This is a genomic window from Flavobacterium sp. 25HG05S-40 (genome assembly GCF_052654735.1).
Genome location: NZ_CP199750.1, coordinates 2,452,261 through 2,467,583, shown reverse-complemented (window position 1 = coordinate 2,467,583; position 15,323 = coordinate 2,452,261). Strand labels below are relative to the sequence as shown.

Annotated in this window: 10 protein-coding genes; 7 read left to right on the top strand and 3 right to left on the bottom strand. The window is 36.6% G+C overall.

The annotated features are described in order from the left end of the window. The first annotated feature begins 10 nt into the window (after positions 1-10). The 6 genes from ACULEU_RS10650 (at position 11) to ACULEU_RS10625 (ending at position 11,796) form a co-directional block, all read left to right on the top strand. Positions 11-2,482, top strand: a complete 2,472-nt coding sequence (locus ACULEU_RS10650) for a polysaccharide biosynthesis tyrosine autokinase (protein ID WP_445452572.1) — start codon at positions 11-13, stop codon at positions 2,480-2,482. Beyond that, positions 2,479-3,459: an SDR family oxidoreductase gene (locus tag ACULEU_RS10645; RefSeq protein WP_445452571.1), complete on the top strand. Its 981-nt coding sequence runs from the start codon at positions 2,479-2,481 to the stop codon at positions 3,457-3,459. The genes ACULEU_RS10650 and ACULEU_RS10645 overlap by 4 nt, the downstream gene beginning before the upstream one ends. A 10-nt stretch (positions 3,460-3,469) precedes the next feature. Beyond that, positions 3,470-4,861 (top strand): UDP-glucose 6-dehydrogenase, encoded by a 1,392-nt coding sequence (locus ACULEU_RS10640; protein WP_445452570.1) that lies wholly within the window; start codon positions 3,470-3,472, stop codon positions 4,859-4,861. 54 nt (positions 4,862-4,915) lie between these two features. Continuing rightward, positions 4,916-6,193 (top strand): nucleotide sugar dehydrogenase, encoded by a 1,278-nt coding sequence (locus tag ACULEU_RS10635; RefSeq protein WP_445452569.1) that lies wholly within the window; start codon positions 4,916-4,918, stop codon positions 6,191-6,193. A 4-nt stretch (positions 6,194-6,197) separates the two neighbouring features. After that, on the top strand, positions 6,198-7,244 hold the full coding sequence (gene rfbB, locus ACULEU_RS10630; RefSeq protein ID WP_445452568.1) for a dTDP-glucose 4,6-dehydratase: 1,047 nt from the start codon (positions 6,198-6,200) through the stop codon (positions 7,242-7,244). Between the two features lie 316 nt (positions 7,245-7,560). Continuing rightward, the gene (locus ACULEU_RS10625; protein WP_445452567.1) at positions 7,561-11,796 is read left to right on the top strand and encodes a T9SS type A sorting domain-containing protein; all 4,236 of its coding nucleotides are present in this window, start codon (positions 7,561-7,563) and stop codon (positions 11,794-11,796) included. 56 nt (positions 11,797-11,852) lie between these two features. Here the strand turns inward: ACULEU_RS10625 and ACULEU_RS10620 are convergent, their stop codons facing one another. Continuing rightward, positions 11,853-12,233, bottom strand: coding sequence for an RNA-binding S4 domain-containing protein (locus ACULEU_RS10620; RefSeq protein WP_445452566.1), 381 nt, complete (start codon positions 12,231-12,233; stop codon positions 11,853-11,855). A 79-nt stretch (positions 12,234-12,312) separates the two neighbouring features. Between ACULEU_RS10620 and ACULEU_RS10615 the strand changes: the two genes are divergently transcribed. Then, complete coding sequence (locus ACULEU_RS10615; RefSeq protein WP_445452565.1) at positions 12,313-13,371, top strand: FKBP-type peptidyl-prolyl cis-trans isomerase; 1,059 nt, start codon at positions 12,313-12,315, stop codon at positions 13,369-13,371. Between the two features lie 60 nt (positions 13,372-13,431). On the opposite strand, the gene ACULEU_RS10610 is transcribed toward ACULEU_RS10615, so the two are convergent. Continuing rightward, on the bottom strand, positions 13,432-14,385 hold the full coding sequence (locus tag ACULEU_RS10610; protein ID WP_445452564.1) for a transketolase family protein: 954 nt from the start codon (positions 14,383-14,385) through the stop codon (positions 13,432-13,434). 4 nt (positions 14,386-14,389) lie between these two features. Continuing rightward, positions 14,390-15,241: a transketolase gene (locus ACULEU_RS10605; RefSeq protein ID WP_445452563.1), complete on the bottom strand. Its 852-nt coding sequence runs from the start codon at positions 15,239-15,241 to the stop codon at positions 14,390-14,392. Positions 15,242-15,323: the final 82 nt, after the last annotated feature.

The following is a 15,323-nucleotide window of genomic DNA, read 5'->3' as shown; positions in this document are numbered from 1 at the left end:
CCCTATTTTCATGATAGACGTTAAAGATTTTACTTTTTTTGATAAACAAAATAGCTTCGATTTTAAAGGGTTTTTAATAAAAACGCTAAGTTATTGGAAATGGTTTGCTGTTGGACTCATTATTGCGTTTTCTATTGCCCATCAGGTTAACGTCAGAAAACAAAAGATATATGGTGTTGAAACAACCATTGCAGTACAAGAAGAAAACAATCCTTTTTTTACTGCCAATACGAGTTTAGTATTTAATTGGGGCGGAACATCGGATAAAGTTCAAATGATATCGACAACACTAAAGTCGAGGTCGCATAATGAATTGGTTGTCGATAAATTACAGTTTTATGTTGATTATCTGAAACAGACAAAATACTTTCTAAAAGATGTTTACGGCGATATCCCATTTAAGGTTGTTATTGATGAGACTCAAAATCAAGTACTAGATCAATTTGTCAAGGTAAAAATGATTTCCAGCGATTCCTATCAGTTAACGGCTAGTTTTCCGTCTACAAGGGTTGAGGTTATTCGCTACGCTGATACTAAAAAATCATTCATCAACCTTGAAAGCAAAGAGTTCAAACGAATTTATAAAGTGGGAGAAATAGTTAACCTACCTTTTCTAAGCTGGAGGTTGCTTGCTGTGCCTCATTCTGGAGAAAATGCAAAAGAAGAAGTGTTAGTTCGCTGCAATAATTTTGATAGTGTGGTCTCCAATGCTATGGGATTGAACGTCGCGATTGATGAAAAGGCAGGATCCATTTTAAAGTTGGGAATCCAAGGCTATAACAAAAGCCGAATGGTTGATTTTCTAAACACTACGGTTGAGGTTTTAATTAAAAGAGAATTAGATAGTAAAAATAAGTTTGCAGAAAATACCATCAATTTCATCGATATGCAATTATTGGATATGGAAGGTAAATTAAAACAATCCGGAGATGATTTAAAAGATTTCGGGAAGAACAATAATGTAGTAGATATTGAAGAAGGTGGCTCTTCCTTCAAAAATCAATTGCTTGATTATGATAATCAAAAAGATGCTGTAGAACGAAAAATATCCTATCTCAACACCTTAAAAAATTATCTAAGAAATAGTGTTGATTTTTCAAAGTTACCAGCGCCAACGGTTGCCGGTATTGATGAGCCTAATATCAATTCCAATGTTTCTAAGCTAATAACGCTTTCCATCCAAAGATCGGAGTTGGCGTATTCGGTTAAAGGTCAAGTGTATTATGAAAGAATTGATAACGAAATATCTTCTGTAAAAAAAGTATTGCTGGAAAACATAAGTTCCTATCAAAACGCCTTGCTGTACGATTTAAATTTAGCCAATCAGAAAATAGCAAAAGTTGAAGGAGAAATTAGTGTACTCCCAGAAAACAAGCAAGAATGGTTAAAACTATCACGTAAATACAATCTTAGTGATAATATTTACAATACGTTTTTACAAAAAAGAAGCGAAGCAGCCATTGTGAAAGCAGCCAACCTTCCGGACATTTTGTTTATCGATCCAGCGAAAGATGTTGGAGGTGGATTATTGGGTCCTAAAACGAGTGTGAATTATGTTTTAGCCTTTTTCATGGGACTTATCATTCCGTTGATATTGGTCTTCTTTATTTTCTTTATTAGTAATTCGGTTCAAAATATTGAAGATATTTCTGCTCAAACGCAGTTGCCTCTTATTGGCATCGTTGGAGTTAAGCATTCTGAAAGTAATTTATCGGTATTTGAAAGACCTAAATCAGCTTTGTCGGAATCGTTTAGAGCCATTCGTTCTTCACTACAGTTTTTATATAAAAAACAAAGTGTCGAAGGAGCTAAAACCTTGATGCTAACCTCCTCTGTCAGCGGGGAAGGTAAAACGTTTTGTTCGTTGAACATCGCAACGGTATTTGCCTTGAGTGAAAAGAAAACCATCATTTTGGGACTCGATTTACGAAAGCCGAAAATCTTTGATGATTTCAATATCAAGAACGAATTAGGAGCGGTAAATTATCTTATTGGAGAACGAAAGTTAGAAGATGTTATACAAAAAACACATGTGCCTTTCCTAGATGTAATAACTTCAGGACCGATTCCTCCTAATCCATCTGAATTAATTTTGGGTGATTCGATGAAGGAAATGATAGAAGAATTAAAGAAAACTTATGATTATATTGTGTTGGATACTCCTCCGGTTGGATTGGTTTCCGATGCCCTAGAGTTGTCTCAATATTGCGATGTTACTTTATACGTAGTTCGTCAAAACTTTACTAAAAAGGAAATGTTGACGTTGCTTAATAACAGAACCAAACGAGGAGAACTTAACAACGTAAGTATCATCTTTAATGGTTATGAAAATAAAGCTAAATATGGTGTTGGTTATGGTTACGGCTATGGCTATGGTTACAGCTACGGTTATGGCTATGGCAGCGGGTATCACGAAGAAGAAGAACCAACAGAGTTTTTTGCCAAATGGAAATATCGTTTATTAAAAAAAATAGGTAAATGATAGGAAACAAAACAGCAGTCTTAATTACAGGTGGCGCAGGATTCATAGGTACAAACCTTTGTGAGTACTTTTTATCCAAAGGCTACTTTGTTATTTGTTTGGATAATTTTGCGACTGGATTCAGGCATAATGTGACTCCTTTTTTAAATAACGAAAATTTCAGATTGATTGAAGGTGATATTCGAAATTTGGAAACCTGTAAAGTGGCAGTAACAGACGTTGATTATGTATTGCATCAGGCTGCTCTCGGTTCAGTACCACGTTCTATAAACGATCCTATTACCACAAATGATGTCAATGTTTCAGGCTTTTTAAACATGTTGTCAGCATCAAAAGAGGCTCAAGTAAAGCGATTTGTTTATGCGGCGAGTTCATCAACGTATGGCGATTCTGAAAGCTTGCCTAAAGTAGAAGATGTTATTGGCAAACCCTTATCTCCTTATGCGATTACAAAGTATGTCAACGAACTCTATGCTGATATTTTCAATAAAACCTACGGATTAGAAACGGTTGGTTTGCGTTATTTTAATGTTTTTGGAAGAAAGCAAGATCCTAACGGAGCCTATGCTGCTGTGATTCCGAAATTTGTCATGCAACTGATGAAGCACGAAAGCCCAATCATCAATGGCGATGGGAATTTCTCAAGAGATTTCACGTACATCGACAATGTTATTCAAATGAATGAATTAGCAATGTTGTCAGAGAATCCAGAAGCCATAAATACGGTCTATAATACAGCATTTGGAGACCGAACCACTTTAAACGATATGGTAACTTCTTTAAAAGAATACCTGTCCGATTTTGATTCAGAAATTTCAAATATACCTATAATACATGGTCCAAATAGAGTAGGAGATATTCCTCATTCATTGGCCAGTATCGATAAAGCAAAAAAATTATTAAACTATAATCCGAAATATTCATTTCAACAAGGCTTAAAAGAAGCTGTCAAATGGTATTGGGACAATTTAAAATAGATTCTTTAGCATGAAAATTAAAAACATTTGTTGTATTGGAGCAGGTTATGTTGGTGGGCCGACAATGGCAGTTATTGCTCAAAAATGTCCGGACATTAAAGTAACCGTAGTCGATTTAAATGAAGCCAGAATTGCAGCCTGGAACGATAAAGATGTGGCGAATATTCCGATATACGAACCAGGATTGAACGAAATTGTTGGCAATACTAGAAATAAAAACCTATTCTTTACCACCGAAGTTGATAAAGCGATTGATGAAGCCGATTTGATTTTTATTTCGGTGAACACGCCAACGAAAACTTACGGAACAGGTAAAGGAATGGCGGCTGATTTAAAACATATTGAGCTTTGTGCCCGTCAAATTGCCAAAGTCGCCAAGAACAATAAAATTATTGTAGAAAAATCAACCTTGCCTGTTAGAACAGCAGAAGCGTTAAAAAGTATTTTGGATAATACAGGTAATGGTGTACAGTTTCAAATACTTTCAAACCCAGAGTTTTTGGCAGAAGGTACAGCAATTCCAGATTTGTTAAGTCCAGACAGAGTTTTAATTGGTGGCGAGTCTTCAGAAGAAGGACAAAAAGCCATTGCTGCCTTAGTAGATATTTATGCCAATTGGGTGCCAAGAGAACGTATTTTAACCACTAATGTTTGGTCTTCTGAATTGTCGAAATTAGTTGCAAATGCTTTTCTAGCGCAACGAGTTTCATCCATCAATGCCATATCTGAATTATGTGAAAAGACGGAAGCTAATGTTAACGAAGTAGCAAGAGCTATTGGAATGGATAGCAGAATTGGTCCTAAATTCTTAAAAGCTTCTGTAGGATTCGGCGGTTCATGTTTCCAAAAAGACATTTTGAATTTAGTCTATATTTCAAAAGCCTTTGGTTTAAATGAAGTGGCCGATTATTGGGAACAAGTAATTATTATGAACGACCACCAAAAACGTCGTTTTTCAAAAAATATTGTTCAGACACTGTACAACACGGTTTCTGGAAAAAAGATTACTTTTCTGGGTTGGGCATTTAAAAAAGACACTAATGATACCAGAGAATCTGCTGCTATTTATGTTGCAGATGATTTAATCAATGAACAAGCTAATATTGCATTATTTGATCCAAAAGTTGCCCAAAAACAAGTACTTGCCGATTTAGATTATCTTGATACAAGAAAGCCGGCTGAAAATGAAAAACATATCACTTCTTTTGACAATCCTTATGAAGCTTGTGAAAACGCCCATGCCATTGCAGTACTGACGGAATGGGATGAATTTAAAGAATATGACTGGCAGAGAATTTATGACAATATGTTAAAACCTGCTTTCGTTTTTGACGGACGAAATCTTTTAGATGCTGAGCAATTGAAAGCAATTGGCTTTATTTACCAGTCCATCGGAGTTTAATTAAATAAGTATATTTGCGGTCACTTTTAGAATATAATACGTTAAAAAAATCTCATGAATATTAAAATAGCAGTTATTGGATTAGGATATGTTGGATTACCACTCGCGCGATTATTTGCAACAAAATATCCCGTTGTTGGCTTTGATATCAATCAAAACAGAATTCAAGAATTGAACTCCGGTAAAGATTCGACTTTAGAAATTGATGAAGAAACGCTAAACAGTGTTTTAGTTACATCGAGTAGTAGTGCTAACGGACTTTACTGTAGCAATAATTTAGAAGATATCAGAGATTGTAATTACTATGTGGTTACGGTGCCAACTCCTGTTGATAAAAACAATCGTCCCGACTTAACACCATTATACAAATCAAGTGAAACTGTTGGAAAAGTACTTAAAAGAGGAGATATCGTAATCTATGAATCTACCGTTTATCCTGGCGTAACTGAAGAAGAATGTATTCCGGTTTTGGAACGTGTTAGCGGATTAAAATTCAATGTTGATTTCTTCGCAGGTTATTCTCCCGAAAGAATCAATCCAGGCGATAAAGAACATACCGTTGAGAAGATTTTAAAAGTAACTTCGGGTTCAACTCCTGAAATCGGGCAAAAAGTAAATGAATTATACAAATCAGTTATCACTGCTGGGACACACTTAGCTCCTTCTATAAAAGTAGCTGAGGCGGCTAAAGTTATCGAAAATTCACAACGTGATATCAATATAGCTTTTGTTAACGAATTGGCTAAGATTTTTAATTTATTAGAAATTGATACACATGCCGTATTAGAAGCAGCCGGAACAAAATGGAATTTTCTTCCGTTCAAACCAGGTTTAGTCGGAGGTCATTGTATTGGCGTTGACCCTTATTATTTAGCCCAAAAAGCACAAGAGAAAGGATATCACCCTGAAATAATTTTAGCAGGAAGACGCTTAAATGACAGTATGGGTGAATATGTAGCGTCGCAGGTAGTCAAATTAATGATTAAAAAAGGCGTTGCCATAAATGGTGCTAAATTATTAATGTTGGGAATTACCTTCAAGGAAAATTGTCCTGATGTAAGAAATACTAAAATAGTAGATGTAGTTGCCGCTTTGGCAGATTACGGAATTCAGGTAACTATTTATGATCCTTGGGCAAAGCCATCAGAAGTAGCGCATGAATATAAGTTAACCACCACAAATCAATTGCCATCGGATACCTTTGATGCTATAGTTTTAGGAGTGGCACATAAAGAATTTACCACAATTGATTTATCTAAATTGAAAAAATCAAACGGTGTATTGTTTGATGTAAAAGGAGTTTTAAACGAAAAAGCTGACGGAAGATTATAATAAAATGAAAAAGATAGTAATAACTGGCGGTGCAGGATTTATAGGTTCTCATGTTGTGAGACGGTTTGTAACAAAGTATCCTGATTATCAAATTTTTAATTTGGATGCGCTTACTTACGCAGGTAACCTAGAAAATATAGCCGATATTGATGCGTTACCCAATTATACTTTTGTAAAAGGAGATATTACCGATGCTGATTTTATCAATAATTTATTTCAAAAGCATCAATTTGATGGTGTACTCCATTTGGCAGCAGAATCCCATGTAGACCGATCCATCACCGATCCTTTGGCGTTTGTAAAAACCAATGTAATTGGTACTATGAATTTGTTAAACGCAGCAAAAACCATTTGGAAAGACAATTTTGAAGGAAAACGATTTTACCATATTTCTACAGATGAGGTCTATGGTTCATTAGGCGCAGAAGGATTATTTACCGAAACTACTCCTTATGATCCAAACTCTCCTTATTCTGCTTCAAAAGCAAGCTCAGATCATTTTGTTAGAGCCTACGGAGAAACATATGGATTGCCTTATGTAATTACGAATTGCTCTAATAATTACGGTCCAAATCACTTTCCAGAAAAGTTAGTTCCTCTATTCATACATAATATCATCAACAACAAATCATTGCCGGTTTATGGCGATGGAAAATATACCCGTGATTGGTTATTTGTGCTTGATCATGCCATTGCCATTGATTTAGTATTCCATGAAGGTAAAAACCATGAGACTTACAATATTGGTGGTTTTAATGAATGGCAAAATATTGATTTGGTGAAATTACTTTGCCGTCAAATGGATAGTAAATTAGGTCGTCCTACTGGCGAGTCTGAAAAACTAATTACATATGTAAAAGACAGGCCAGGACACGATTTACGTTATGCTATTGATGCCACAAAAATCAATAAGGAATTAGGTTGGAAACCATCAGTAACATTTGAGCAAGGTTTAGAAAAAACCATCGATTGGTATTTGTCGAACGAAGAATGGCTAAAAAATGTAACTTCAGGCGATTATCAGACTTACTACGAAAAACAATACCGATAAAAATCTTATCGCTTATCATAAAATATACGTCATCTGACGTATATTTTTTTTATTATACTATTCCCAATTTTGTTAGGTTGATAATTTGCGGTAAGAATTATTTTTGATTCCGCATTTTGTTAACTAAAATTTAATGATTTATCAACACGAAAACGTTTTCGTTTGTGTCTCGATCGAAGATGTTGTGATTTGAATTACAATATTTTATAGTTTTGATTACCCAATCTACTTGTAAACAACATTCTCTTGTTTGTGCTTCACTGTTTTTCGCAGTGTATCTTTTAAAGTTTTTTAAATCAATTTTAATTTTTTTATTATGAAAAAATCATTACTCGGGAGATTTTTACAATTCGTGTTTTTATTGACAGCTTTATTGTTTGCTAATAAGAATTTTGCCCAACCTGGCGGCTATGCTTTGAGACTAGAGTCAAATAGCAACTTTGGAACGGCTTATGTATTGACAAACAATTCACCAACAACTGGTATTTTATCCACTACCGTAACAGCCGCATCAACAGCGGATGAGTATCTTGTAGAATGGGATAGTTTTGCCAATAAATGGTCCAACACTAGTACTGCAAAAGATACGCAGCTACAATTAACTTGGGGTGGAGGAAGTTTCAATGGTCCAAATGGAATTTTGAACGGGAATTTCATTTCTGGTAAACGATACACACTCCAAATGCGAGGATTAGCCTATTCCAATAGACAAGGGTTGTTTATGGAAACTGACAATAGTCCTCAATCTTTTCATGCAACAGCAAGCACAGCGGTTTCAACGCCAACGAATGTCTGTTCAGGGTCTTCAGTGACTATCAATGTTACATTAGCAGGAGCAAAGTCACCTCAAGAACGAGTATTTATTCGCTATGCGGTTAACGGAAACTTTGGCAGTTCTAAAGTTGTTGAAGCAACAGGAATAGGTTCAACTTGGACTACAGCTTCAGCTACAATTCCAGGAGTTGACAATGCTGCAGGAACAACCATAAATTACTATGCTTATACTACCACTGTAGCCGCTACAAATAGTTCTGACCACGATTTGGTTACACTTCGTTTTGGAAATAATGGAGGCTCAAATTATTCTTATAATGTACTTACCTCTGTAACGTATTATGCTGATGTTGATGGTGACGGATTTGGTGATGCGACATCTCCTGTAAGTAGCTGCACAGGAGCACCTACTGTTTCTGGAAATCCGGCAGTTTTGAATAACACTGATTGCAATGATACCGTAACGTATTATACTGATTCAGATGGAGATGGATTCGGAGTTTTGCCTAAATTGGCTTGTGGAAGTGTTACCAACAACACTGATTGCAACGATTCACAGAATCAATACACTGATGCTGATGGTGACGGCTTTGGAGTTTTACCTTTAGTAGCCTGTGGTGTTACTAATAATGCCGATTGTAATGACGACCAATTACAGTATTTAGATGCTGATGGCGATGGATTTGGTTCAACCACACAAGTAGCCTGCGGAGTAGCAAATAATTCAGATTGTGATGATGCTCAATTACAATATACTGATAATGATAGTGACGGCTTTGGAGTTTTACCATTAGTAGCCTGTGGTGTTACTAATAATGCGGATTGTAATGACGACCAATTACAGTATTTAGATGCTGATGGCGATGGATTTGGTTCAACAACTCAAGTAGCTTGTGGTGTAGCAAATAATTCAGATTGTGATGATGCTCAATTACAATATACTGATAATGATAGTGACGGCTTTGGAGTTTTACCATTAGTAGCCTGTGGTGTTACTAATAATGCGGATTGTAATGACAACCAATTACAATATTTAGATGCTGATGGCGATGGATTTGGTTCAACAACTCAAGTAGCTTGTGGTGTAGCAAACAACACTGATTGTGATGATGCTCAATTACAATATACTGATAATGATAGTGACGGCTTTGGAGTTTTACCATTAGTAGCCTGTGGTGTTACTAATAATGCCGATTGTAATGACAACCAATTACAGTATTTAGATGCTGATGGCGATGGATTTGGTTCAACTACACAAGTAGCTTGCGGTGTTGCCAATAATGCCGATTGTGATGATGCTCAATTGCAATATACTGATAATGATAGTGACGGCTTTGGAGTTTTACCATTAGTAGCCTGTGGTGTTACTAATAATGCGGATTGTAATGACGACCAATTACAATATTTAGATGCTGATGGCGATGGATTTGGTTCAACAACTCAAGTAGCTTGTGGTGTAGCAAACAACACTGATTGTGATGATGCTCAATTACAATATACTGATAATGATAGTGACGGCTTTGGAGTTTTACCTTTAGTAGCCTGTGGTGTTACTAATAATGCGGATTGTAATGACGACCAATTACAATATTTAGATGCTGACGGTGATGGATTTGGTTCAACAACTCAAGTAGCTTGTGGTGTAGCAAACAACACTGATTGTGATGATGCTCAATTACAATATACTGATAATGATAGTGACGGCTTTGGAGTTTTACCATTAGTAGCCTGTGGTGTTACTAATAATGCGGACTGTAATGATAACCAATTACAATATTTAGATGCTGACGGTGATGGATTTGGTTCAACTACACAAGTAGCCTGCGGAGTAGCAAATAATTCAGATTGTGATGATGCTCAATTACAATATACTGATAATGATAGTGACGGCTTTGGAGTTTTACCATTAGTAGCCTGTGGTGTTGCTAATAATGCGGACTGTAATGATAACCAATTACAATATTTAGATGCTGACGGTGATGGATTTGGTTCAACAACTCAAGTAGCTTGCGGTATAGCAAACAATTCAGATTGCGACGATAGCAATTCTTCTATTTGGCAATCAGGTACTTTTTATGCTGATGTTGATGGAGATAATTATTCCCCAACACCTACTACAACACAAACAATATGCTATGGTGCTACAGAACCTATTGGTTTTAGTCTTGTAGTAAATTTACAAGTAGACTGCAACGACGCTAATGATGACATCTACCCAGGAGCTCCAGAGGTTTGTTGGAATGGTGTTTTGGAAAACTGTACAGGTGTATTATCTCAAGGATGTGCTGCGGTTCCAGTGAATATGACCCCTTCTTATAGCAACACTACTTTAGTATCTTTAGCAACAGCGGTTCCGGCAGTAGCTTATTCTTTTGGTGGTTTCACGAACATCAAGTATCGTTTCTCTATTACGAATACTACGACAGGAGTAACGGCTCCGGATATTATCCAGATTTCTCGTTATGTAACGATTCCAGGTGCTATTCATACACATGGTGCTAGTTATACTATTACTGCTTCTGCAGTGATTAACGAAGAGATTGTTCCTTTTGCAGGAAATACAATTACCGTAAACTCTCCATCGGTTCCAGTGATTACGTTAAGCTCTTCAAGCTGTGGTGCTACTTTAGCTACTTTAGCTTCTAGTCTTACGGCTAATCCTGGATTGAACGCTACAGGATACACCTTCCGTATCCGTTTGAACGATTCTAACCCATCACCAACGTATGGTTTCTCACCATCAGCGACTCGTTTTGTAGGAGCAAATACCTTTACAGGTTTCCCATTACAATACGGATCAAGCTACAGAGTAGCGGTTCAGTACACGTTTACTGATCCTGTAAGTGGTTTACCAGTAGATTCAGGTTATGGCGCAGAGTGCGTTGTAAATACACCTTCTATTCCGGTAACTAGTATGGCTTCGCCTTCTTGTGGTGGAACAGTATCCGCTTTGAATGCTAATATGGCAGCTAGAGCAGCTTCATACGCTACAGGATATAGATTCCGTATCCGTTTGTTCTCAGACAATGGCCCAACACCAACATATTATCAAACAGCGGTATTACCAAGTCGTTTCTCATCGTTAACAGCGTTCCAAGGAATCACGATTGCTTACAGTACAGAATATGCTATTTCAGTACAGTACAGCGTCTTGAACGGAGCTACAACAGAATGGTCTGCTTTTGGACCTGATTGTAAAGTGACCACACCATTCTTCCCAACAACAAGTTTGGTTCCATCACAATGTGGATTGTTAACACCAACGTCGTTGACGCAACAATTGAACATTACACCGTACCCAGGTTTCCCTAACTACAAAGTGTTGTTAGAAGAAATTGATGGTGAGACAGTAGTTACTTCAGAAGAAAGAGAGATTGTATATTCTAACTTTAAATTGAGTGATTTTGCTATCGCACAATTGGGTAAAAACTACAACATCTCTGTTGCTATCAAATTAAACGGTGTGTTTGGAGACTATTCAACTGCCTGTGATGTCTTTACCGCTGCGGAAAGCAAAGCGTTAATTCAGACTCCATTTGCAGCTACGGCATATCCAAATCCATTTGCGAACAACTTTATGCTTGATGTGAAAACAAGTAGCCAATCATCAGTAAGCGTAAAAGTTTACGATATGGTAGGTAGACTAATTGAGCAAAAAGAAGTTAGCGTTTCGGATATGGAATCAACAACAATAGGAAATCAATATCCAAGTGGTGTTTACAACGTAGTTGTAGCACAAGAGGATACTATTCAAACTGTTCGAGTTGTAAAAAGATAAATCTATCTTTAAATACTAATAAGAAAGACCTTCGAGTAATCGAAGGTCTTTTTGTTTTATTCATCAGTGCTTGTTTCCCATTCAATATCGTCTAAATCTCTTCTGTCTTTTTTAGTGGGTCTACCGGTGCCCGTTTTGCGATAGTGCTCTTTGGACAATTTAAGTAATTCTAAGTGAGCAAAGGTTTCGGGAGGTGTATCATCTTTTCTATAAATATCTACCAATTTAGCTCCCACACGATTTTCAGGAATGTCCAAAACGGTAATTTGATAGATAATTTGATCCTTTCTAAAGGTGATCTTATCTAATGGAAAAACCTCTTTAGATGGCTTAGCAACTTGTCCGTTTACGGTGATATGGTTTTTTCTACATGCTTCGGTTACCATGTTCCTAGTCTTGTAATAGCGAACACACCATAAATATTTATCTACTCTCATTTTTTTTCCAAAATCAACGTTAAATTGTTCACAAAAATAAATCAATATTGTATCTTGCGCGCTTAAATTTCAAATAAAAATGAATAACTTTTTTAAGATTATAATTCTTTTCAGCCTTGGGTTAACCGCTATCTCTTGTTCAAAAAGTGATAATGATACAGAACCTTTACGAGATTATGCTGAGCAAAAGATAAAGGATATGGAAAATATCGAAACGTTCATGAAAACCCATTACATGACCGTTGTAAATAATCCTGGAGGAACAGATGATTTAGATGTTACGTATACAAAAATTCCAACTGGTGGCACGCAAATTTCCATTTGGGATCAGACTATCTATCCAAAACAAACAAGAGAAGTTACTGTCAGACAAAATGACGTTGATATTACGTATACTATTTATTATTTAAAATTAAGAGAAGGCTCTGGACCTAACAGTAAATCGCCATGTAATGTGGATAGGGTTTTAACGGCATACAAAGGAGAATATATCTATAATAGTGTTGTGGATAATGTAAGTTCAATAATATCAAATGAATTTGAAACTCTTGTAAACCCGCAAAGTTTTTTTAGTTTGACAGGAGTTATTCGTGGGTGGAGTGAGATTTTCCCAAAATTCAAAACAGGAAGCTATATCTCAAATCCTGACGGCACGGTATCTTATAGTGATTTTGGAGCTGGAGTAATGTTTATTCCTTCGGGATTGGCTTACTATGCTAGTCCGTCTGGTGGAATTCCAACTTATTCCCCATTAGTATTCAATTTTAAATTATATGAAATTGACCGTGTGGATAATGATGGTGATGGTATTTTTTCTTATTTAGAAGATTTAAACAATGATGGTTATGTTATAGGGTTGCCAGAAGGAGTAGTTAATCCTGATGATACTGATGGAGATGAAATTCCGGATTTTATAGATACGGATGATGACGGTGATTTCTTTACTACAAGAAGTGAAACGAGTTATGTACACCCAAATGATGTGTTAGAAACTATAAGATACTATCCATTTGATGGCGTGGCTGTTGACGATCCGACGACACCATATGTAGATGAAAGTAAAGGGGTTCCAAATTGTTCCAATGATTTCACAACTCCCAATAGACTTAGAAAATATCGTGACCCCAGTTGTCATTAAAACAAAAAAATCCCGTTCAATTTGAACGGGATTTTTTTTTGATATAATTATTAAAAAATATTATTTTCTTTTCATTACTTTTTGTACCGCTTCTTCGATCGCCTGATGGTTTAGTTTATATTTTTCCATCAATTGTTCTGGTGTCCCACTTTCTCCAAAACTATCATTTACAGCAACAAATTCTTGTGGTCTCGGATTGTGCAAAGCCAATACTCTCGATACACTTTCTCCCAAACCGCCTAGAATGTTATGTTCTTCTGCAGTAACGACACAACCTGTTTTGGCAACCGATTTTAAAATGGCTTCTTCATCTAGAGGTTTAATAGTGTGAATATTGATTACTTCTGCAGAAATTCCTTTAGCTTCAAGGGCTTCGGCAGCAAGTAAAGCTTCCCAAACCAAATGCCCAGTAGCAATAATGGTTACATCCGTTCCTTCATTGAGCATAATCGCTTTACCAAGTACAAAAGGCTCGTCTGCGGGTGTGAAATTGGGTACAACCGGACGTCCAAATCTTAAATATACTGGGCCATGATGATCGGCAATCGCTAGAGTTGCAGCTTTGGTTTGATTATAATCACATGTGTTAATTACGGTCATTCCTGGTAACATTTTCATCAATCCAATATCTTCTAAAATTTGATGTGTTGCACCGTCTTCTCCTAAAGTCAATCCCGCATGAGAGGCACAAATCTTTACATTTTTATCTGAATAAGCTACTGATTGACGGATTTGGTCATAAACCCTTCCTGTAGAAAAGTTCGCGAATGTTCCGGTAAAAGGAATTTTTCCGCCAATGGTTAAACCAGCTGCAATTCCAATCATGTTAGCTTCCGCAATTCCAATCTGGAAAAAGCGCTCCGGATGGTTTTTTTTGAAATCGTCAAACTTCAATGAGCCGATTAAGTCGGCACATAGCGCTACGACATTTTCATTTTTTTGTCCCAATTCGGTCATTCCGGCACCAAAACCTGAACGGGTATCTTTACTTCCTGTATTTGTATATTTTTTCATGTTCTTAATAGTCAAGTTGGGTTCCAGTGTTAACGTTTTGTGCTAATCCAATAGCCAATTGCTCATCATTTGGAGCTTTTCCATGCCATGCGTGTGTGTGCATCATGAAGTCGACGCCATTCCCCATAACAGTATGTAACATTACACAAACTGGTTTTCCTTTTCCGGTTCTGCTTTTAGCTTCTTCCATACCTTTGATGATAGCTTCGATGTCGTTTCCATCCTTGATTTCCAATACATCCCAATCAAAAGCTTCAAATTTAGCTTTCAGATTTCCCATATTCAGGACATCATCTGTTGAACCATCAATTTGTTGTCCGTTTACATCTATTGTAGCGATAAGATTGTCAACTTTCTTGGCAGAAGCATACATAATCGCTTCCCAATTTTGACCTTCTTGTAACTCCCCATCACCATGAAGTGAATAAATCAAGTGGTTATCCTTGTTTAATTTTTTGGCTTGCGCAGCTCCAATAGCAACTGACATTCCTTGTCCTAAAGAGCCAGAAGCCATTCTGATTCCGGGTAATCCTTCGTGTGTTGTTGGATGTCCTTGTAACCTCGAATTTAATTTTCTGAAGGTCGCCAATTCCGATACCGGAAAATAACCACTTCTTGCTAGAACGCTGTAAAATACAGGCGAAATATGACCGTTTGACAAAAAGAATAAATCCTCTCCGATACCGTCCATAGCAAACTCTGGCTTTCTGTCCATTAAGTGTTGGTAAAGCACGGTGAAAAATTCGGTACAGCCCAATGAACCTCCAGGATGACCTGAATTTACGGCATGAACCATGCGCAGAATGTCTCTTCTAACTTGCGTAGAAAAATCTTGTAAATGTTGTGTGTTAGACATTTTTTGTAGTTAAAAATTAGATGTCGTCAAAAGTAATTCTAATTTTTTCTAATGGCAAAAACTTTATTTAGAAGTTATTAAA